This is a genomic window from Streptomyces sp. NPDC059003, assembly GCF_042740445.1.
Classification (GTDB): Bacteria; Actinomycetota; Actinomycetes; order Streptomycetales; family Streptomycetaceae; genus Streptomyces.
Window position 1 is genome coordinate 1 of sequence record NZ_JBHYJH010000005.1, and the last position, 19,727, is coordinate 19,727.

The 19,727-nt window shown below is 69.3% G+C and carries 18 protein-coding genes and 1 pseudogene; 3 read left to right on the forward strand and 16 right to left on the reverse strand.

Annotated elements, in window-relative coordinates; genetic code table 11:
• Positions 1 to 46: 46 nt before the first annotated feature.
• On the reverse strand, positions 47 to 310 hold the full coding sequence (locus tag ACFWZ5_RS04115) for a hypothetical protein (protein ID WP_384890119.1): 264 nt from the start codon (positions 308 to 310) through the stop codon (positions 47 to 49).
• 97 nt (positions 311 to 407) lie between these two features.
• Here ACFWZ5_RS04115 and ACFWZ5_RS04120 point away from each other — a divergent pair, with 97 nt between their 5' ends.
• Together ACFWZ5_RS04120 and ACFWZ5_RS04125 are read left to right on the forward strand one after the other, a co-directional pair.
• Entirely contained in the window at positions 408 to 1,295 is an 888-nt protein-coding gene (locus tag ACFWZ5_RS04120; RefSeq protein ID WP_384890121.1) for a transporter, read from the forward strand.
• Positions 1,296 to 1,658: 363 nt separating this feature from the next.
• Positions 1,659 to 2,471 carry a phosphotransferase gene (locus ACFWZ5_RS04125; protein ID WP_384890123.1) on the forward strand — a complete coding sequence of 271 codons (813 nt, stop codon included), beginning with the start codon at positions 1,659 to 1,661 and terminating at the stop codon, positions 2,469 to 2,471.
• A 507-nt stretch (positions 2,472 to 2,978) separates the two neighbouring features.
• Here ACFWZ5_RS04125 and ACFWZ5_RS04130 read toward each other — a convergent pair.
• The 4 genes from ACFWZ5_RS04130 to ACFWZ5_RS04145 are packed head-to-tail and all read right to left on the reverse strand — an operon-like array spanning position 2,979 to position 7,061.
• Positions 2,979 to 4,370, reverse strand: coding sequence for a DUF317 domain-containing protein (locus ACFWZ5_RS04130; RefSeq protein WP_384890125.1), 1,392 nt, complete (start codon positions 4,368 to 4,370; stop codon positions 2,979 to 2,981).
• Positions 4,371 to 4,426: 56 nt separating this feature from the next.
• Positions 4,427 to 5,545 carry a DnaB-like helicase N-terminal domain-containing protein gene (locus ACFWZ5_RS04135; protein ID WP_384890127.1) on the reverse strand — a complete coding sequence of 373 codons (1,119 nt, stop codon included), beginning with the start codon at positions 5,543 to 5,545 and terminating at the stop codon, positions 4,427 to 4,429.
• Positions 5,545 to 6,783 carry a DNA cytosine methyltransferase gene (locus ACFWZ5_RS04140; RefSeq protein ID WP_384890129.1) on the reverse strand — a complete coding sequence of 413 codons (1,239 nt, stop codon included), beginning with the start codon at positions 6,781 to 6,783 and terminating at the stop codon, positions 5,545 to 5,547. Before ACFWZ5_RS04140 ends, ACFWZ5_RS04135 begins: the two co-directional genes overlap by 1 nt.
• Positions 6,780 to 7,061: a hypothetical protein gene (locus ACFWZ5_RS04145; protein ID WP_384890131.1), complete on the reverse strand. Its 282-nt coding sequence runs from the start codon at positions 7,059 to 7,061 to the stop codon at positions 6,780 to 6,782. Before ACFWZ5_RS04145 ends, ACFWZ5_RS04140 begins: the two co-directional genes overlap by 4 nt.
• 476 nt (positions 7,062 to 7,537) lie before the next feature.
• Here ACFWZ5_RS04145 and ACFWZ5_RS04150 point away from each other — a divergent pair, with 476 nt between their 5' ends.
• A complete protein-coding gene (locus ACFWZ5_RS04150) occupies positions 7,538 to 8,368 on the forward strand; it encodes a barstar family protein (protein ID WP_384890133.1) in 831 nt (276 codons plus the stop codon).
• 35 nt (positions 8,369 to 8,403) lie between these two features.
• Here ACFWZ5_RS04150 and ACFWZ5_RS04155 read toward each other — a convergent pair whose 3' ends face one another.
• The 11 genes and pseudogenes from ACFWZ5_RS04155 to ACFWZ5_RS04205 form a co-directional block, all read right to left on the reverse strand.
• The gene (locus tag ACFWZ5_RS04155) at positions 8,404 to 10,854 is read right to left on the reverse strand and encodes a tyrosine-type recombinase/integrase (RefSeq protein WP_384890135.1); all 2,451 of its coding nucleotides are present in this window, start codon (positions 10,852 to 10,854) and stop codon (positions 8,404 to 8,406) included.
• Positions 10,847 to 12,043, reverse strand: coding sequence for a tyrosine-type recombinase/integrase (locus tag ACFWZ5_RS04160; protein WP_384890137.1), 1,197 nt, complete (start codon positions 12,041 to 12,043; stop codon positions 10,847 to 10,849). Before ACFWZ5_RS04160 ends, ACFWZ5_RS04155 begins: the two co-directional genes overlap by 8 nt.
• 63 nt (positions 12,044 to 12,106) lie before the next feature.
• Positions 12,107 to 12,370 (reverse strand): annotated as a pseudogene (locus ACFWZ5_RS04165) (hypothetical protein); the annotation flags it as partial.
• A 105-nt stretch (positions 12,371 to 12,475) separates the two neighbouring features.
• Positions 12,476 to 13,426 carry a hypothetical protein gene (locus ACFWZ5_RS04170; protein WP_384890139.1) on the reverse strand — a complete coding sequence of 317 codons (951 nt, stop codon included), beginning with the start codon at positions 13,424 to 13,426 and terminating at the stop codon, positions 12,476 to 12,478.
• Between the two features lie 123 nt (positions 13,427 to 13,549).
• The gene (locus ACFWZ5_RS04175; protein ID WP_384890141.1) at positions 13,550 to 14,365 is read right to left on the reverse strand and encodes a hypothetical protein; all 816 of its coding nucleotides are present in this window, start codon (positions 14,363 to 14,365) and stop codon (positions 13,550 to 13,552) included.
• Positions 14,366 to 14,500: 135 nt separating this feature from the next.
• Positions 14,501 to 15,355, reverse strand: a complete 855-nt coding sequence (locus ACFWZ5_RS04180; protein WP_384890143.1) for a hypothetical protein — start codon at positions 15,353 to 15,355, stop codon at positions 14,501 to 14,503.
• A 17-nt stretch (positions 15,356 to 15,372) separates the two neighbouring features.
• Complete coding sequence (locus ACFWZ5_RS04185) at positions 15,373 to 16,125, reverse strand: hypothetical protein (protein ID WP_384890144.1); 753 nt, start codon at positions 16,123 to 16,125, stop codon at positions 15,373 to 15,375.
• Complete coding sequence (locus tag ACFWZ5_RS04190; protein ID WP_384890146.1) at positions 16,122 to 16,394, reverse strand: hypothetical protein; 273 nt, start codon at positions 16,392 to 16,394, stop codon at positions 16,122 to 16,124. Before ACFWZ5_RS04190 ends, ACFWZ5_RS04185 begins: the two co-directional genes overlap by 4 nt.
• Before the next feature lie 86 nt (positions 16,395 to 16,480).
• Positions 16,481 to 18,277: a TraM recognition domain-containing protein gene (locus tag ACFWZ5_RS04195; RefSeq protein WP_384890148.1), complete on the reverse strand. Its 1,797-nt coding sequence runs from the start codon at positions 18,275 to 18,277 to the stop codon at positions 16,481 to 16,483.
• Positions 18,278 to 18,315: 38 nt separating this feature from the next.
• Positions 18,316 to 19,107 carry a DUF317 domain-containing protein gene (locus ACFWZ5_RS04200; RefSeq protein ID WP_384890150.1) on the reverse strand — a complete coding sequence of 264 codons (792 nt, stop codon included), beginning with the start codon at positions 19,105 to 19,107 and terminating at the stop codon, positions 18,316 to 18,318.
• A gap of 5 nt (positions 19,108 to 19,112) precedes the next feature.
• Positions 19,113 to 19,718, reverse strand: a complete 606-nt coding sequence (locus ACFWZ5_RS04205) for a hypothetical protein (RefSeq protein WP_384890152.1) — start codon at positions 19,716 to 19,718, stop codon at positions 19,113 to 19,115.
• Positions 19,719 to 19,727 lie beyond the last annotated feature (9 nt).

A 19,727-nucleotide genomic window follows, 5' to 3' on the forward strand; every position in this document is an offset into this window, starting at 1 on the left:
CCCCGCCGCAATGCGGCGGGGCTTCTGCGTGCCACTGGATGGGGTGTCAGGCGGAGGCATTGCTGTACTCCGGCTCCCCGGTGTCGAGGACGCGGAGCAGGGACGCGGTGACGACGCGTGTGCTGCGGCCGATGCGGAGCACTCGGCAGGGGAACTCTCCGCGGCGAACCAGGTCGTAGCCCTTCGCCCTGGAGAACCCGAAGGCCCGGGAAGCATCCTCGACACTGCCGGTTCCGGACCAGGTGGCGCGGATGTGCGAGGGGCTGTACTGGGCGTCCGCGTCCGGTATCACTTTGTTCTGGCTATGCATGTGTGGTTCTTCGGTTCCCTTCGAGATTGGCTTCGGTCGCGGAAATATCCCCGAACGCAGTGACGTTCCCCTCGGGCAACGTGATCACTGAGGGGGAGTGGTGAGCCTGAAGCTGTTCAACACAGTGGGCGGCGTGAGTGAGGTCATTCCGCGGCTGGCTGTGGTCGAGGCGGATGTGCAGGACCTCGTCGAGGCGCACATGGAGGCGATGCTGGGCGTGAGGTTCCTGGCGAGCGAGTTCGTCATCGACTGTGTCGAGGGCGGGCGGATCGACTCGTTGGGCCTTGACGAGAACGGGGCGCCGGTGATCGTCGAGTACAAGCGCGGCACCGATGCCGGTGTGATCAACCAGGGCCTCTACTACATGGCCTGGCTCGTGGCCCATAAGGACGCTTTCCGGAATCTGGTCCGCGACCGGCTCGGGGCCGAGGCTGCGTCCCAGATCTTGTGGAGCGCGCCCAGGCTGATCTGCGTAGCCGGCGACTTCACCCGCTACGACGCGCACGCCGTACGCGAGCACCGGCGCAGCATCGACCTGGTCCGCTACCGGTACTTCGGCAGCGACCACTTCGGCCTGGAGACCGTGGCCTCGGTCACGGGGCACCCGGCCAAGGCTCAGCGGGTACGCCGACGCGCGCCTGGGGTGCCGCCCGTCCGGCAGCAGGGCAGTGCCATGGCCGAGCTGGCCAAGGCGGTCGACGAGGCACTGGTCGGGCTCGGGGACGGCGTCACTCGGGTGCAGCGCAAGCAGTACCGCGCCTACCGACGGCTGCGGAACTTCGCCAGCGTCTGCCCGCCGCAGCAGACCAAGGTCCTCGCCTATCTCAAGGCAGACCCGAAGGAAGTCGACCTTGTCCCCGGCTTCACCCGGGACGTGACGGGGCTCGGCCACCACGGTACGGGTGATCTGGAGCTGCAGCTGCGTACGGAGCGGGACCTGGAGCGTGCCCAGGACCTGTTCCGCCTCAGCTACACGGCGGCATAGAGATCTCTTGCAGGAGCACCGACGGAGTGTGGAGTTGTGGTGTGTCGTCGTGACGCGGCCTTTCGACGTGACGGGCAGGGAATGGCGGTGGACCACTAATGGTCCGGACGATCCCCGGTTTTGCTAACCGGGGATCGTCTGCTATGTATCGCCCTGCACCCCGGCGGGCGCTTCGCGCGGCGCGATTTGGACGGGCAGCGCCTTGCGCTCTGTGCGTTCTGGCGCAAGGGGAGAGCAGGCGACCGCTGAGAGGAGTCCGCGTGCTGAGCCCCCCCGCGTCAAGGACCACGCTTCCCGCCGCAATAGGTCCGTCGGCGCGTATCGTTTGATCGACGTCTGAGTCGAGAACACGAAGTCAGGTACATGGTGGTGACCGAACGCCTGCGCTGGGCCGATCTACCGGGAGCGGCGGTCCGGGCCATCGAGGAGAAGATCGGGCCGATTGTCGACGTGACACCTGTTGAAGGAGGGTTCAACAGCGAGATCGCCGTGCGTGTGGATACCGCCAGCGGACCGGTGTTCGTCAAAGGGCTGCGCCTGGAGCACCCCCGGGGCTGGACGCAGCGCCTGGAGGCTCAGATCGCCCCACTGACAGACGGCCTGGCACCCCGGCTGCGCTGGCGCCTGGAGATAGCCGGTTGGGATCTCCTTGGCTTCGAATTCGTCAGCGCGCGACCCGCGGACTTCTCCCAAGGATCACCGGACCTGCTCCTGCTCGCTGACGCGCTTACTGCCCTCGGCCGCCTCCGGGCGCCAGATCTCGATCTCAAGCGGGCCGAGGACCGGTGGCGGCCGTATGTCGAGGAGGTGGATGTACTCCGATTCTTCGCCGGAAACTCGCTGTGCCACACCGACTTCAACCCGGAAAACGTGTTGGTTGCTGATGGCCGGGTACGGCTGGCCGACTGGGCATGGGCCACAGTAGGCGCACCTTGGATCGACCCTGCCGTCTGTGCGATCTGGCTGATCGCGACCGGCAACCAGTCCCCGCGTGAGGTTGAGGAGTGGGCCGCGCGAATTCCGGCTTGGCGCACCGCGCCGGCAGAAGTCATCGCCGCCTTCACGGCAGCCAACGCCCGGATGTGGCAGGAGATCGCCGAGGGCACATTGGGCGACTGGGTATCGAGCTTGGCTGCAGCGGCGACGCAGTGGGCGCACCATCACCGCACGGCCTGAGCCCGGGAGTTGCCGAGGGCCCGCGCTGGTTCGGAGGGCCCTGTCTCGCCCGCTCGGTCAGGGGCGAGGGCGCCTACGGGGGTGATGCTCAGCACGACGAACAGCGCGCCCAAAGCCGTGAAGGTGCCGGAGATCAGGATGCTGAAGAGGCTTCCGCATAGGGGCGACCAGGTCCCGCCGGGGCCCATGGTGGTCGTGGTTCGGGCGGGGTTGCTGAGATGGTAGCGAACGGCGACGATGTCGCCTTGGGCGAGGAGTAAGGCGTCCTTCTCGAATTCAATGTTCTGGCCGTCGAGGCCGTGAAGCTGTGAACGTGGTGCCAGTACGTGTTGTCTTCGCTGCCTGCCTACGAGTATCTGCGTATGCAGCGGCCTTCCACGGCGATGCGGCTCACGATAGAGCGGAGGCGGCCGAGTAGCTGTCGCGACAGGAATAAGCGCAGTGTCCCGAAGGCAGCCAGGATGCCGAGGTCGACCCAGAACATCGTCATCTGCGCAGGGTAAGGGCTCACCTGCCTCGCCTGGGAAGCTGCGCGGCCACGGGAAACGCCGCTACCGGAGCGGTTGTCGGCGTGGTGCGGAGCGCCGGGCCATCAGCCGTTGCAGGGCGAACGAGGCGGGTACCTTGGCCCTCGGCCATTTCGAAGGTGATGTACTGCACCAGGGCTGCCGGGGCGTTCGCGGACAGCTGCAGTGCCCAGGTCGGCTGGTGGACGGCGTGTCCGCCCCAGATGGTCCATGCGGGAAGAGGGCTGTCGGCTTTCTGGGCGGCGAAGGCGTCGAACTGTACGCCGCCTTTCTGGGGGCCGGGAGCCTGCCAGGTGATGTAGCGCCCGTCGATGGTGTGCTTCCACTCCGCGTCGGTGAGGGGACTGGTCGCCTCGGTGATGGCGGTCTCTGTGGCGCTAGTGGAGAGATTGCGGCCCCATGCGTTCTCGGTAGCCACGGCATCGAGCAGGGCGCTCACGATCGCGGTCGGCGTGGAGGCGGTGGCCGTGCCGTGCCAGAGGCGGTCACTGACGGGGGTGTCGTAGGCCGCGAAGGTCCACTTGGTCTCTCGGCCTACGGCGACGTGGTCGAAGATCGCGCGAAGGGTCAGTGACTCGTGATTCGCGACGGTCGTGGAGTCCTCCCAAGTTCTGTACTTCTCCCACTCGCCCTGTTCCTCGAGGAACTTGTCCAGCAGCCCTTCATGGTCGCCGGGGTCGGCCGCGTACACCGGCACCAACTCCGTCTTAGACTCCGGCGGTTCCACCGGTGAGTCAGCGATGGTTGACTCTGAAGTCGATATGGCGGCGAGAGCCTGGGCGGCCTGCTGTTCCGTGTCGGTGGGCGGCGGCGGGCCGGGGCGGACGGCATCGCCGTACAGACGCTCGAAGTCGGCGATGGCCTCGCCGGGGGTGTCGTAGGAGCCGCTGACGACCCGCAGGTGGTTCTCGCCGTGGAGGTGGACGCTCTCGGCGTGCTGGTAGGTGCCGACGGCGACGGTGGTGTGGCCGTCGTGGGCGTGCAGGTGGATGGTGAGGCGGCCGGACTGGATGTCGTCGTGGATCTTCTGGGCGTCCGCGGACACGAGCCGGATCTCGTCACGGTCCAGCCAGGTCATCGGGTGGTTGGCCCAGGTCCACCCGGTGTCGATCTCCTCCTGCAGTTGGTCGCTGATGTCCACGGTGATGCCGGTGTCGCGCAGGAGGTTGGCGGTGATGTTGGCGTAGTGGGGCTCCTCGTGGTCGATACGGACGAGGAGCATCGTGTCGTCGCTGGCTGGCCTGAAGCCTTCCGAGGCGAGGGTGGCGCGGGCGGTGTGCAGCGTGCTGCCGGTGAGGGTGGCGACGACGGCGCTGGGGTGCTCAGGGTGCAGGGCGAGATGAACGTGTGCGTCGGGCGCGGTGTCGGGCATAGCGGGCTCGTTTCGCCGGTCCGGGCCGACGCGGAGGTCGGCCCGGACCGGGGGTTCTAGCGGGTGGCTCGGACAGGGACGGGAGCGGTCCGCGGCGGCGGCCCGGCCCGAGGGGCAGCCGGGGTTCGGGCCGGGCGGGCGGTACGCGGTACTGCTGGGCTGGTGGCCTGCTGCCAGCGGGAGCGCACGGCAGTGAGGTCGGCCAGGGCCCGCCGGCTGCCGGTGATCAGCTGGTGGGGGCTGTTGGCCGGATCGTCGGTGAAGGCGGCGATGCTGACGGCGACGGTCTGCGCTCGGGTGAGCAGAGCGCGCTGCAGGACCTTCTCGCCCCAGTGTTCGGGTGAGCCGACGGGCGTGGAGAGCAGGGCCAGCAGGTCGGCGGGGGCGATGTCGTGTGCGAGGAGGCCGCGGTGCTGGGCTTCCCAGAGCACGGTGATCGGGTCGACGGCATCGCCGCGGTGCGTGAGCGCGGTGAGGCACTGCCACAGCGCCGCGTGCAGGGGGAGGGCGAAGTCTTCGGAAACGAGCCAGCGCATCTGACGGGTCTCGGCGGGGTACGCGGTCGCGGTGGCGATCAGGAGGCGTTCCTCGTCGAGGGCCTCCTCGCTCGTGTCCCTGGCGGGTGCCGGCGGCAGCGCGGTGCGCGGCAGGGAGCCGGGGTGCGAGGCGAAGCGGCCGGAGAGGTCGTCGAGGAACCGGGCGAGGGCGTCGGCCTGCTGGACGGTGGTCTTCGCGCGGTGGGGCAGGGTGGTGTCCACGGCGGTCTGGGCCAGGCGTTCGGCGTGGATGCGCAGGCTGCGGCGGGCGTGGTCGGCGCGGATCATCCGGGCGTAGGTGGCCGCGTGCTGGGGCCAGGGGCAGACCTGGATGAGGGTGTGCAGATAGGAGGCGGTCAGCCCGGGAGCGTGAGGGCGGGCCGCGTCCAGGACGGTGTTCAGCCAGGCCGGGCTGGTGCGGTGCTGCTCGGCGTCGGGGGTCGGCGCCGTGCGCATGGGGCGGAACAGCTCGCCGTGCGTGTGGTTGGAGAAGTGGTCCGGATCCAGCGGGCCGATCTCGTCGAGGCGGTGGGGCTCCAGCAGGAGGGCGCCGAGCAGGGATTGTTCGGCGTAGTGCACGGGTGGGGGCGGCGGAAGGCCGTCCAGGTCGTCGTTGTCGTCGGAGGGGGAATGGGGCATCAGGCGGCCAGGGTGAAGTCGTCGGAGGTGAGGGACTTGCCGAGGTGCGGCGCGAGCAGGTGGGCGGCGAGGCGGGGCGGGACCGCGTTGCCGACCTGGCTGAAGATCTGGCCCTTGTTGCCTTGCCAGGGATAGTCGGCGGGGAAGGTCTGCAGGATGCCGGCCTCGGCGGCGGTGATCCGGATCGGATCGGGGGCCGGGTCGGTGCCCGGTGGTGTGGGGGCGAGCGGCTCGGCCTGCCACACGCACTCGTTGGCCCGGTGGCCGAAGAACAGGGTCCCGGCTGGCTCGTCGATGGTGCGGACGGTGGCGTTGGCCTGGTTGTTGTTGCGCAGGGTCCAGCGCCACGCCGTAGGTATCGCTCGGGCGGTGGGGTTCTCGGAGTGGACGGCCTTCTCCGCCCGGCCATCCGCTGCAGCGGCGGCCGAGTTGGCGGGCGGGTGTGGTTTCCAGGTGCCGCGGTCGCGGGCGTCGCTGAGGGTCTTGCGGGCGCCGGAGGGGAAGGGTTCGGGCCCGCCGCCGGGTCCGCCTCCGGCGCAGACGGTGGGTACGGGGCGGTCGGTGGCGCCCCAGCCCAGGGCTTCGGCCATGGATATCCAGCGGGCGCGGCCCGGACCGAACAGCGAGTCGGGCTCGGCGAGTTTGGCGTGGGTGGGGGGTGGTGGCGCGGCGGTCCGTGTGCGTGAGGCGAGCAGGATCGCCCGCCTCCTGGTCTGCGGCACTCCGTAGTCGGCGGCGTTCAAGACGCCCGTCCAGGCCGAGTACCCCCAGGTCCGCAGGATCGCGGCGTACTGTCGCCACAGGGGCAGCACGTCGGGGACCTCTTCCATCGCGACCCACTCCGGCTGGCCGTTCTGGTGCAGGGCGTGCAGGTAGCGCATGGGTTCGGCGGCGAGCAGGGAGCGTTCGTCACGGCAGGCGGCGAGCAGCTTGGCGCGGGTGTCCAGACCTTGAGCGAGGTCGGCGACGGCCTGGTGGACCAGGGGCTGGTCGACGAGCCCGAGGCGTTTGCCGGCCATCGACCATGCCTGGCACGGCGGGCTCGCGATCAGCCCGGTGATCCTGCCGAGGAACGGCCAGAGGGGATAGGTGGCGACGTCGGTGCGAATCGTCAACTGCCCTGCCGCGGCTCGGGTTTTGCATGCCCACTCGTCCCATTCCAGGCCCACGTCCCGTACGCCGAGCACGGTCAGGGCCTGGCTCCATCCCCCGGGGCCGGCGAACAGGTCGAGTATCAAGAGGTCAGCCCGAAGTCGTCCTGGACCGGCTCGGCTTCACCGCGGCAGGCCCACGGGGAGCAGCCGTCGATAACGCCCTCTTCCAACTCCTGGGCGTCTGCTTCACTGTCGCCGAGTTCCTGCTGCAGGGCGGCCCATTCGGCGGCGGTCACGTGGTCGATCGGCGCCTGGTCGAGCGGCACGCGCGAGCGGTGGAGGAACGCCTCGCCCAGCAGCCGGTTGCCGGTGGCATTGGCGCGTGCATTCCCCTTCCGGATGGCCGCATCGAAGGCCACCACATCCGCCCACTCCTGCGGCGAGGAGTCCCGGATGGATCTCCACTGAGCGTTTCCGTGAAATGGGCACCCAAGGCAGCTTGATTTCGGTGTGTCCGCCAGTCCGAGTGACGTCAAGTACCTTACGCAGTCGGCTCTTGACCAGCCTATATCGATGAGTGGATGGCGGTTGCGCATGTATTTGACGTCTGAGTCCTTGGCTCGGTGGAATTCGTCGGTCGAAATGCCGACCCACTGCTCCACGTAGACGTCTCTCGGGATGCGTGCCGGATAGGGGTACCCGAGGAGTTCGCGCACCTTCTTCTTCAGTGGCTTAATTTTGTACTCACCAGTACTTCTCTGCACTTCACTCTCACGGGTGAACGGGGGTATGTGGGTCGGCAAAGGGCCTCCGAGATGGATGAGTTGAGGGGGCGGGGTGGTGGTGGCGTCCGCGACCGCCTGACGCGTCGCGGGGCGCCGGTAAGATCGGCGCCCTCATGGGAAGTGCGATGCGAACTTCAAGGCGGGGTGGCGAGGGGCAGAAGTACGCGCTGACCTCGGACGAGGACGACACTGACTTCTGGGGGTCGGCTCACGAGGCCGAGGGGTTGTTCACGCCGCTGGCGGATGAAGAGGGAGCACGCCTAGTGCGCCTCGTGGGTTGCCTGCCGCAGGGCGGCCTACTGAAGAGCGTTGACCACGTCGGCGCTCGTCGTGCCGTGGCGGGGAACGCCTGGTTCGACCTCCTCGACGGCGACGGCGCCACCATGGGGTCCTACTTCGTCAATGAGGTCACGGTCGTCAGAGTCAAGCGATCCGCCCGTGGAGCCGGCCTCGTAGACCTCACGGTGACGCTGTGGTGCGAGAACGCCTTGCCTGGAGCGGAGCGGGTGTGGGACTTGATCCGTGCGGGGCACCTGACTCGCACTGGCATGTGGCACGATCTTGCGCCCGAAGACCGCCATGCGTGGCTGTCGGTGGCGCTGTGGTCTCGGGAGTACCAACGTCAGGGACGGCCCGACACTCCTGCAGGCCAGGTGTTCACCTTGGACGGCCGGCACATCGTCGACAGGGACAGCTTCTACTGCGCGATCGGCGAGGCCATCAATGGGCCGGGCGGCTACTTCGGCTGGAACCTTGATGCTCTGGACGACTGTCTGACAGGCGGCTGGGGCGCCACCGCTCCGTTCACCTTGCACTGGGATTTCTCGGCCGAGGCCAGAGCGCAGTTGACAGAGCGCGTGCCCACCGGCGATGGCGAGGTTTCGCTGTTCGAGCTGATCCTGGAGATCTTGGAGGAACGGGGCGTGAACGTCATCCTTCGGTGAGCGATGGTCCGTTCCAGGCGTCGGCATGAGGAGGGTCATTCCGACTCCTTCGGGCGGCGGCGTGCAGGAATGCCGAGGTCGACAGCGGGGCGCCGTGCCATGCGCTGGGACTCGTCGCGCTTGGAGTGGAGGAGGGCGAGGGTGAGGTTCAGTCCTTCGATCTCACCGGCCCAGCCCTCCCGCTCGGCCCTGACCCGGCGGGCGAGGAGGTCCTTCTCGAGTTCGTCGAGACGGGCCAGCATCTTGGGGTTGACGTGCAGCATCGGGCAGCGGATGCAGGCGTGTTCGTGCTGGCAGGGGGTTCCGTAGGGGCGTCCGCAGGAGCCGAGTTCGACCTTGCGCTTGTCGAAGTGCTCGGTGAATTCGTCCCACTCTTCGGTGCTGGCGGGGCGGTATTCGTCGCTGGGGCGGATCTTGCGTCGGTTGTCGAGGTGGGTGACGTAGTGGCGGATGACGTCTTCGTCGAAGACCGCGACATATCCGCGGGTGGTTTGGATGTTGAGGTGTCCGAGCAGGGCCGCTCCGATGTGGATGGGCAGTCCGCTGTTGACGAGTTCGGTGGCGAAGATCCGGCGGAAGTCGTGCGGGGTGAAGTGCAGGTCCCGGAAGCCGGGGTGCGTCTCGCCGAGCGACTCGCAGCGGCGCCGGATCATGTTGAGGACGGTGTTGGTGCCGATCACCCCGCGGTTGGCGCCGATGCGGCGCTGGAACAGAAACGGCAGAGGGGTGCTCCAGAGCTTGTCGTGCGGGTCGTAGCGGCTGACCAGCGGGATCGGTTGTCCGTCGCGGGTGTGGCGGCGGATGAGGCAGGCGATGACGTGGAACAGCTCGGGCGACATGGGGATGACGCGCTCGCGGTCGGTCTTGGACGGTGCGATCACGAGCAGGCCGACGACTTCGCCGCTGGGACGCTGGTATTGGCGGATGCTGAGGTGGCTGAGCTCGCACATCTCCTCGATGCGGATGCCGGAGTGCCGCAGCACCTCAATGCTGGCCCAGTCCCAGAACGCCGTCTCCTCATCGGTCGTGATGTGGATAAGCCGGCCGGTTGCCTCGTCGGTGACCTTGACGGGCGGTGTCTCGTGGCGTGCGATCTTTCGGTCGGACTCGGTCACGGTCCGCCGGTAGCTCGTGCCGTCCAGGACGAAGCGGATGCCGTCAGGTGTGCTGGTCGCCTGCTCCAGCAACCTGCGGGCGTGGTCGTAGCGGTTCTCGACGTGCTCGGCGAGGACTGGCAGAAGGGGCTGTCGCTGGCGGGTTCGGTCAGCAGTGCGCTCGTCGTGGCGGCGTCGGCGCTTGCCGACTCCTCGTAGTTCTCCGGGCGGGATGGGGCAGGGGACGACCCAGTGGGCCCATCGTTCGGGTTCCTGCGCGGCCCAGGTGTGCAGGTCGAGGTAGAGGCTGCGGACGGTGATGATGATGTCGTCCTGTTGCCGGCGGGGCTTGCCGTCGTCCCGGATGGTGATCGCTTGGCGCCAGGCCGCATAGGTCTCGGGGGTGAGGCGCAGGTCGGCTTGGTCGGGGTTGATCTGCTCGACCTTGCGCCAGAACATCGATCCCAGCAGGTAGCAGATGTGCGACAAGGTGGCGTAGTCGGTCTCGACCATGCGGCGGCTGCAGTAGTCGATCAGGAGTTGGCGGATGCCCTGGTTGCGGATCGGGTAGCGATCGATCAGGTCCTCGACGCTGAGCTGGCCGCGGGTGAGCGCTGCCCGCAGCGTGGTTGGGGTGTCGGGTGGGAAGTGCCCCATGGCGTGCAGGACGTTCCAGGCGCCGATCCCAGGGAAGACGACTTTCCGTGCCTCGCCCAGCCCGAGAGCGACTGCGGCCCGTCGGCTCTCGTGTCCGTGGTGCAGCATGGCTGCCGGAGTGACATCGGAGAGAGACACGCCCTGGACGGCGAGCAGGGCGCAGATGTCGTTGAGCGCGTTGCGCTTGTGCTGCCAGGACATGTCATGTGCCTGGACGCGGTCATGGAAGGCGTCGAGCAGCGGGTCGTTCTGCGCCTCGTGGAACGGAATGGCGAAGCTGGGGAAGGTCTGGCTGCGGAAGGCCCTCAGCGACGGCTGGATCACCCGCAGGCAGATCAGTGAGCGCAGGCCGGTGTTCAGGTCCCGGCCGTAGCCGAGCTCCTGGCTGAGGTCGCTGGAGTTGACGCCGCCGGGCGCGATCGGGCAGGCGTCCCATCGTTCCTGCCAGGTGGCCCCCGGGAAGTCGCCCAGGTAGTCGAGCATCGTCCGTGTCACCTGGACCCGCTTGCTGCGGGTGTTGGCTGACATCTGCCCGATGTCGCGTACCACTTCAGCGATGGTCTGCGCGGACGCCGTGCTCAGATCCCCGTGGGGCCGCGGGAGGGTGGCCGCGACTGCGGGTGCCGCTTCCAGGGAGCCGGAGATGAAGCGGCTGGGAAAGCTCAGTTCCTTGTCGGCGTATTCGTGCCGACGGGTGCGGCCCGTGGCCGGCAGGGAGGTCGTGGTCTCAGGCACCAAACACCGCCGCGATGTCGGTCGGGTCGTAGCCGACCGCGTAATGGGTGGGTGTGCGCGGCTTGGCGTAGTGCGCGGCCATCACGTCGAAGAGTTCCTCGACGCGAACGGTCAGGTAGCGGTTGGTGGTCTGGATGTTCGCGTGCCGAAGGACGGCCTGGACCTCCTCGAGCTTGAGTGTGCCGCCGTTGGCCATGCGGTAGGCGGCGGTGTGCCGCATGTCGTGGAGCGACCAGTTCGTCCCGAGCTTGGTGTTGGCCCGCTGGATGACTCGGCGCATCGCCCAGTAGCTCAGTGGGCGGTCCTGTCCGTGCCGGGTCCGCCAGACCGGCTCGTCTGGGGGAGGAGTTCCGCACTGATCGAGGTAGCTGGCCAGCCTCAGGAACGCGGCCGGGGAAGCGGGCACCGCCTCGCGGGCACGGGTGCCCTTGGAGATGACGTAGATCTTCTGGCCGGACCAGTCGATGTCCTTCAGGCCCACCCCGAGGAGTTCTTCCGCCCTTGCGCCGCTGGAGACGTAGAAGTCGAGCAGAGCTCGGTCGCGCTCGCAGCCCATGGCGGCGAACAGATCGTCCCAGAGCAGATCTGGGATGGACCGCGGCGGCCGGTCGGCAACCTTCTGCCGCAGCCGTGCCCTGCCCAGCACGGGCGCCGGTTCCAGAGGACTGCGATGCCCGAGCACCCGCCGACGCTGCGGCGAGGCCGGCACTGGGTTCACGACCGGCCCGCGGCCCTGATGGCCGTGGAACTCGTAGAACCCGCTGACGACCGACAACGCATGGTTGATCGTTCGCGGCGCGTACCCCGGGCCCAGACTGGCCTTGCCTGTACGGATATTCACGGCTCCGGCTGCGCTGCTCTGGGGCGAGCGCCGCTGACGCTGCGGATTACGGGCCGATCGAAGCCATCCCGTAAGGACCGCGACTTCGGCCTCCGTCGCCTTCTCCCATGCCGTGCCCAGCAGCCACAACAGCCGGAACCAGCGCAGGAGACCGTAGGCGTAGCTCCGACCGGTCAGCGGGCTACAGTCGCCCAGGGCCAGGTCTCGCAAGTACACGGTCACCGGCTCCACTTCGCTACCAAAGCCGTTGACGACGATATACGGAGGGTGCTGCCCCTCGGCTGGAGCAACTGCCCCGGCCGAGGGGACGACAGCACGTCCCTCCATCAGTTCCTGTCGGATATCCACTCCACACTCCTTGATCGCGTGAGTCGGTCACGCGATCAACGAGCCTGAGGAGGTGCAGATAACGGAGCATTGGCGCCTGGTCATCCCGGGCTTGCCGTCCTTGTTCAGGATGTAAAGGGGCATTGAAGCGAAGCGGTGTTGCGGGTCGAGGGCGTCTTTTCTGATGTTTCCGGAGGAGACGCGCAGGATGGGGATTCCGGCTGGTGCGGCTATGTCCCGCTCCAGTCGGTCGAGGTGCCGATAAACGGCCTGCGGCTCCCATCCGGTATCGGCGAATATCGCGTAATCGACCTTGGGGAGAACGCCCTTGGCGGACAGGGCGAGCATGACACTGGATTGAACTCCAGCACCTAGAGAAATGCACTTGAAGGCGGGGGGTTCGGAGTCGGGAATGGTGCGTCCTTGAGGGGTGAGGCAGGGGATGGGGGAGGGTCAGCGCCGTGGGGGTGCCGGAGACGGCGCGGTGGGCGGCACGAGCACGGCCGTCGCCGACAGGGCGGCGCCAGGAGGCGCGGGGATCCTGCTGATGCCGCCGGCGAGTTCGTGCACCGCGGTGGCGGCGCTGCCCAGTTGGGCGTGAACGTCGCGGGGCAGCTGGCGCCAGTGGGACCAGTGCTGGGCCCAGGTGAGGATGTCGGCCGCGCTGTGCAGCTGGCCGGAGAGCCGGACGAGGGCTGCTGCCTGGTGGCCGGCTGCGGCGCGCGGGGACCGGTTCAGCTCCTCCCACGGCTGCGGTCGGGTGGCTGCTGCGGCTTCCAGGCCGTGAAGCCGGGCGTGCAGCAGTGAGCCGAAGGCCGTCGCGGTCGCCTCCCGCGCGGTGAAGCGCCCGCCGGTGCGCGGGTGCGGGCGAAAGCTCAGCAGGACGTCGTCCGGCGCGATGTCCGGCGAGATGAAGTCGGCGAGGGCGCGGGTGATGTCCTGCGGGGCAGGGTCGGGGCCAGGCACCGCCGTGGTCGGGGACGTCTGCTCCGCCGGGGTGTGGGGCAGGGCGAAGACGGGGCTCACGCGGTGGATCTGGTCGGCGAGTTGACGCAGTGATCCGTCGGCGTCCTGCAGCCAGGTGCGGGCGGGTGCCGGAACAGCGGACTCGGGCAGCGGGTGCTTCAGGAGCTGGGCTGTATGAGGCAACTGGGCGGCGAGGCCGTCGAGGACCGCCTTCTGTTGATGCTCACCGGCCTGGGCGAGGGCCCACAGTCGCAGCTCGTCCAGGTCGGTCGGTAGCGGACCGTGATCCGCCGTCGGGCCGTAGAACCGGGGGTGCAGGGTTGCGAGGTAGTGGTGGATGGACCCGCCGCCACTGCGGTGGCCGAAACGGGAGGCGACCCGCGGGCGGGCTCGGTAGCCGATGAGGACATCTCGGATCGCGATGTCGGGCGTGACCATGTCGGCCAGAGCACGGGCCAGTTGGTACGGGGTCGGGTGAGCGGGGAGCGTATGGATCTCCAGCGGGAGCGAGAAGGCGGGACTGCACGACCGGGGCGCGGCAGGCAGCGGTAGGGCCGCGCGTCAGCGGGAGCGCGCGGGTGCGGAGGCGGCCTTGACCTGTGCCGGGCGGGCGGTCGTCAGGGCGGGGGGCCGTACATGGCCGAAGCTGGCCGCCAGGGTGCGGCAGCCGTCGGCGGTCAGGTGAACGCGTTCGTCGTGCAGGATCCGTGGGGTCTCCTCGCGGCCGGCGAGTCCGCGTGTTTCCAGGGAGCGGATGGTGCTGATGCTGATCCGCAGATCGTCGCGGCTGACCCTGGGCTTGTCGTCGTGGCGGTCGATCGTCACGAAGCCCTGGGCGACGGCACGCAGGGCGGTGTGCTGCGCGGGCGAGAGGTCGAGCAGCTGGTCGGCGGGCAGGAGGCGTTGGCGCCGCATCTCGGTGACCAGGAGTTCCGCGGTGGCCAGGGCGTCATCGGCGCCGAGGGCGGTCAGGTCGCGCACGAGGGCGAGGCGGTCTCGCACCTCGGATCGGGCTTCCTTCGGTGTCAGGGGCGGGCCGTCCTCGCTGGGGGCGCCCACGCGGGCGTCGTCGAGGATGTCCTCGGCGTCCAGGAGGTGATCGGCCGCGTCCAGGGCGAGATGGGCGAGCTGCCGGATGCGCGCGTAGGCGGAGCGGATGCCGGGGCTGTGGTACATCCGCTGGTGGTTCAGCGCGTCGACGATGTGGAGCGCTGAGTGGGCCAGGTGCTGGGTTCGGGGGATCTGCTTGCCGACCGCGGTCGCGGGGCTGGTGCCGTTGATCTCCATGATGGCCAGGGAGTTGAGGGCATCGTTGTGCCGGTTGTAGTCGCCGGCGAGTGCCAGCAGCGCCTCGGGCGCGGAGAGTTGGGCGGTCATCGGGGCGGCTCGGGATTCCAATCGGTGCGGGGCGCCTTCAGCGCGCAGGTGGGTGGGAGCTGCTCGGGGTGTGTCTTGCTAGTTGCGGAGGTACGGGTGCCTGGAGCGGATCCAGGTCCGCAGGGGCGGTGTCCGTCATCGCCGTGATGCATGCACCGCAGGCGGATTGGGCGTCGGCACCGCCGTCGTGGTGGACAGAGCGGCTGGGTGGTGCTGGGCCAGGGCGCGCTGTCCCTGGTCGGTGACCGCGATCTCCTGTCCGACGAGCAAGGACTTGCTCGTGTCGGTGGTGACGAGGCCGCGCTTGGCAAGGGCCCGGAAGGTGGCGATGGAGATGCGGGCGCTGTCCTTCGCCGCGACCCGGGTCACGCTCAGTCCCCGCTGCTGAACCCTCTCGTAGAGGCGTCCCTCTCCCTGGGCCAGTGACTTCAGCGCCTTGTACTGGGTGTCGTTCAGCCGGGGCCCGGCCTGGTGCTGGGCGGCGTGTGGAGGGCGGGGTGCGGCGGCCGGGAGGCTGCGGCTGATGCTGGTGGCGAGGTAGTGGCAGGCGGTCGCCCCCACGTCGAGCTGCAGGGCGGCGTCCTTGAGGTGACTGTTCATGCGGGGGATGGCCTCGGCATGGCGAGCCGCGCGGACCTGGGCGTCGTCGGCCGGATACCGGTCGAAGGGCGCCCCTTCGTACGGGTTGGCGGAGAGGGCCTCAGCAAGGTCGGTGCAGGCCAGGGAAGCGCCGGCGACGGTGGCGGACAGGGCCTCCAGCCCGGCGCGGCTGCCGGTGACGCTCGTGTACGTGCTGTTGTCCAGCGCCGTCAGGTGCCCGAGTGCGGTGGCGGTCAGTTCCTGGGCCTTGAGCAGGAGCGGCGTGATCTGGTGCAGTGCATCCGTACCCGGGGAGTAGGAGAGGTCGCGCACGCGGTCGTGCAGTTCCTCGAATCCCTGGGCCAGGGTGCGCAGTTGCTGCATCTGTTCGCTCAGGTCGAGCGGGGGCATGGTGCTCCGGAAGGGGGTCAGCGGCTTCGGGCGGCCGTCTGCGTGCTGGTCACGGGGCGGGGCGCGGGGCCCGGCGGGGCGGCCGGGGGCAGGGTGAGGACGGTGGCGAGGACCGTGGCTCCGGTGGGGGTGAGGCGCACGCGGTCCTGGGGCGGCCCCCCGATATAGGCGGGCGCTGCGGAGTTGGCCTTGCGAGCGATGAGGTCCTTGGCTTCCAGGGACCGCAGCGTGCTGATCAGCACGCGTGCCGTGCGGTGATGGACGTACTGCCGGTCGGCCGAGCCAGTGACCACGACGTGGCCGCGGGCGATCTCGTGCAGAGCCGTGTGCTGCGCGGCGGAGAACGATTCCTCGGGCGGTGGGGCGTTCCTCAAGCGCCTTCGCCGTATCTCCCCGGCCACGCGCGTCGCGCTGTCCAGGACGGCTTCGGGGGCCAGAGCGGTCAGCTCGCGGGCCAACTGGGGGCCATGGTCGGCGGAGGCCGTGCTCAGGTAGGCGAGCTGTTTGAGCCGGACGACGGCGTCGGACAACTCGGCGCTCTCATAGAGCCGTTCCTCGTGAATGGCCTGGATGACCGCGAGGGTCTCAGCGGCCAGGTTCTGCGCGGCAGCGACGTGTGTCGCCGGATCGGGCTCGGCGCTGGCGGCGAGCAGCAGGTCGAGCATGTCGTTGTGCTGGGTGTAGTGGTCGGCGAGGGCGAGCAGACGCTCGACGGGTGTCGGCGGTGGGGGCACCTCGAACAGCAGCGCGTCGGCGGGTGGCTCGGTCATGTCCGGGAGCGGTGTCGAGGGGCGGATGCGGCGGACGGCGCCGGCGCGGTGGTGAGCAGCGGCGGTTCCGCCGGAGGTTGCGGCGCGGACGCGAAGGAATCGAGGACGGCGTCGACCTCCGCGATGTGTCTGGTGCAGGCGAGGGCCTGCTGGTTCGTTGCGGGGTGGGTGATGGCCCGCAGCGTGACCTCGGGGTCACTGTTGCCGCACTCCAGGCAGCAGCGATGGCGGGGGTTCCAGTCGTCGGGGACGTCGTGGATCTGTGGCATAGGCGGTTCCAGGTGTGCTGACGGGCGGTGCGCAGATCGGGATGGACGGCACGTGAAGCCGAGCGGTTGAGGGAGAAGGGCGAGGTCTACGCGGCGGTGTCGAAGTCGGACTGCTTGGGGGCGGCCTTGGCGACGGCCCGGTCGGTGATGCCCTTTGAGGCGCGTGCGGAGGCGGCGGACAGTTCGTCGGCGCCGGGCTCGAGGTACCAGGGGCGCAGGTCGAGCATGGCTGCGCGCATGCCGGTGGCGAAGCACAGGGCGGTGCCCTTGGGCAGGGCGCGGATGGCGTCGGCGGCCAGGATGCGTTCCTGCCGCATCGACACCGAGGTGCTCTTGCCGGATTCCGAGTGCGAGGTGGAGGTGGTCTCCACGTCGTGGTCGCCGATCAGTCGGGAGAGCTTGTCGGCGAAGTCCGGGTCGTCGATGCCGGAGCCGATCACCTTGATCGTGGAGGCGGACCACATGGCGTCCATGCCGGCGTCCCCCCAGACCTTCTGGCCCTGGCGGTAGCTCTGCAGGATCGTGATGGGGATGATCCCGCGGCTGCCGAGGTGGGAGTACAGGTCCGGGAGGTCACTGATCTTGCACACGTTCGCGGCCTCATCCAGGATCGCGAGCATCGGCGGGTCCAGGCGCCCGCCGGCCCGCTCGGCCTGCGCGGTCGCGGCCCGCATCACGGAGTCCGCGCACGCGGCGATCAGGGCGCTGGCTCCGCCGCCGCCGTCCTTGGACAGCAGGTACAGGGTGTCGGTCGAGGTGACGAACTCCTCCGGGCGGAACTCCTCGACGTCCTTCTGCGGGGTCACCCACGCGGCGATCTCCGAGTTCAGCAGCGCGGCGGCGTACTGCCTCGCGGTCTCGTAGATACCGTCGCGGGTTTCGGGCGGGCCTTCGACGGTGCCCTTGAGCTGGGAGGCGACGGCGGTGAAGCCGTGGTCGCGCAGGATGTCCAGTGGCGTGCGGTCGGCGGGGAAGGCCAGCCACTGCATCACGTCGGTGATCGGGCGCTCGTCGAGGGCGGCGGCGAGGAACAGCTGGGAGAGGATGTTGGATCCGGCCTTGGACCAGAAGTCGCCCTGCTGGGAGGCGTCCACGCTGGCGGCGAGGAAGTGGCCGGCCAGGCGGCCCGCCCCGTCGAGAGTCTTGGCGGTGGCCAGGGGGTTCCACCACATCTCGCGCTGGGCGTGGGCGATCTGCTGCGGGTCCATCGACCAGGTCCGGCCGACGGCTGCCCGTGCGTCGAGCGTGGCGGTAAAGGCATCGCCCGCCGCCTTGTTGGAGGTCAGCAGGACCGGGCCGGGCGCATTCAGGATGGAGGGGATCGCCAGGGACGTGGTCTTGCCGGAGCGCGGCGCCATGATCGCGACCGCGACGTCCTCGTACCCCATGCGCACCTCGTACTTCGTGCCCTGGAGGTTGCCGAGGAGGATGCCTGTGTCACGGGCGTCGATGTGCTTGGCGTCCTTCAGGCTCGGGCGCAGCGAGCGGGCTTTGGAGGTGATGGCCTTGGACATCAGCGGCGCGATGTCCGTGTGCTTGGCCATGCCGTCGATGCGCTTCTTGCGCCCGCTGCTGGTGCCCTTGTGCCGTTTGTAGAGCACGGCGGCGGTGATACCGAGGGCGAGCAGCATGGCGCCGGGCAGAATGCGCGTGCCGATCAGGAGGGACGTTTCTCCCAGGTCCGGCCAGAGCTGCTCGGGGTGCAGTAGGGCTTGAACGGGCTGGTAGGGGGCGCAGGGCTCGGAGCCGGTGGTCCAGGCGGTGATCTGGCCGCCGAGCCAGGCGAGATTGGACAGGGGGACGCCGACGGCGATGGCCCCAAGAAGGATCTTGAAGGCGATGTCGGTCGCGTCGGTGGACTTGGTGGAGGAGGGCTGGGGCAAGAGGGCGGTTCCAGAAGGGGAGTTGGGTGCTGGCGGGGTCAGCGGGGCCGACGGGGGGTGGGCACGTTCGGCGGGGCGGGCGCAGCGGCCGGTGGCGGCGGGGTGCGCCGCTTGGCGAGGGAGGCGGTGCGGCGTTCCAGCGCGAAGGCGAGGGTGTCCGCGCTGACCCGGCCGGAGCTGGTGCGCCCTTGGGTGGAAGCCAGGTGGGGGACGCGGTGCGGTTCGCGGACCAGGGGCGTCTCGTCGGCCAGTGCGCCGAAGAGCGCCGAGACGAGGTACGGCGGGGTGTCGCCGTCCACGTACGCGCGCCAGACCGCGGGGAGCTGATGGACGGAGGTCTCGACGATCCAGCTGGCGGTGCGGCCGTCCTCGTGGACAGTCCGATCGACGCGGGCCAGGCCGTCGGGTGCGGCCATGCCCTCGGGGGAGATGAGACCGCCGTGGCGGCGGGGCGCATGCCAGCCTGCGGCGCGCAGCACCGCGTACGGGTCGCCGGACGCTGTCGGCGGTGGGACGGGGGCGGTGAGGGCATCGGTGACCTCAGCGATGATCTCGACCGGAGTGTGGGCGTCGAAGGTCATCGACCAGGCCCGCTGGTCACCGTGGTGCGCGTGGCGCAGGGTCCACCACGGCTCGGCCGGGTCGGGGTCGGGGGCGATGCGCAGCTGGGCGAGCTGGTCGGGGCTGGTCAGGATGACCCGGGGCACGAGCGGGTCCTCGGCGGTGCTCCAGTGGCAGGCGCGGTGCAGCGGGACGGTGACCCAGGTGGGGTCGCCGGGGCCGGCGAGGTAGCGGGGGGCGACCAGGACCACGTCGATGTCGTGCGGCACGCCGGTCACCTCCGGACGACGTAGGACGGCGGCGTGCTGAGAGCTGCCGGGCGTGCGTGTGTTGTGGCTGAGGTCAGAGCCGGTGAGCGAGGCGGGAGGTCCTGGGCGGCGGCCTGGATTTCGAGGAGGGCCTTGCCGTGGCTGGACCAGTCGTCGAGGTAGGACCAGGCTTCCTCGTTGCGTTCGGCGAGCGCGTCGTCGTACGCGAAGCTGCCCGGCCGGGCGTTCAAGGGCAGCGCATCGCGGGCTTCGAGCCATTCGTGCTGCAGCGTGCCGAGCTGCTTGAGGGCGTAGTCGAGAACGCCCAGCTGCCAGGGCCAGCGGGACTGAAGGTGCGCGGGGTTGAGGTGCTGCACCTGCACTTCGGCGGTGGCCAGCAGTTCCTTGGCGAAGGAGCGGACGCGGTTGAAGGACCGCCAGGTGTCCGCGTCGCGTTTGACGGCGCGGCGGCTGTGCTCGGCGTCGTCGAGGGGCCAGCCGTCAGGGTCACTGTGCTCCTCGCGCCAGGCGTCGAAGTCGGCGAGGATCTGCTCGCTTTCGCGCAGGAAGGCGGCGAGCTGCTGCAGCCGCTGGCGGTGGATCGCATCGGGCGTTTGGGCAGGTGGGGACAAGAGCGCTCT

Coding starts and splice junctions, on each gene's coding strand:
- ACFWZ5_RS04115 (WP_384890119.1), bottom strand. CDS start 310: ATGCATAGCCAGAACAAAGTGATACCGGACGCGGACGCCCAGTACAGC.
- ACFWZ5_RS04125 (WP_384890123.1), top strand. CDS start 1,659: ATGGTGGTGACCGAACGCCTGCGCTGGGCCGATCTACCGGGAGCGGCG.
- ACFWZ5_RS04130 (WP_384890125.1), bottom strand. CDS start 4,370: ATGCCCGACACCGCGCCCGACGCACACGTTCATCTCGCCCTGCACCCT.
- ACFWZ5_RS04135 (WP_384890127.1), bottom strand. CDS start 5,545: ATGCCCCATTCCCCCTCCGACGACAACGACGACCTGGACGGCCTTCCG.
- ACFWZ5_RS04150 (WP_384890133.1), top strand. CDS start 7,538: ATGGGAAGTGCGATGCGAACTTCAAGGCGGGGTGGCGAGGGGCAGAAG.
- ACFWZ5_RS04170 (WP_384890139.1), bottom strand. CDS start 13,426: ATGGTCACGCCCGACATCGCGATCCGAGATGTCCTCATCGGCTACCGA.
- ACFWZ5_RS04175 (WP_384890141.1), bottom strand. CDS start 14,365: ATGACCGCCCAACTCTCCGCGCCCGAGGCGCTGCTGGCACTCGCCGGC.
- ACFWZ5_RS04180 (WP_384890143.1), bottom strand. CDS start 15,355: ATGCCCCCGCTCGACCTGAGCGAACAGATGCAGCAACTGCGCACCCTG.
- ACFWZ5_RS04185 (WP_384890144.1), bottom strand. CDS start 16,125: ATGACCGAGCCACCCGCCGACGCGCTGCTGTTCGAGGTGCCCCCACCG.
- ACFWZ5_RS04190 (WP_384890146.1), bottom strand. CDS start 16,394: ATGCCACAGATCCACGACGTCCCCGACGACTGGAACCCCCGCCATCGC.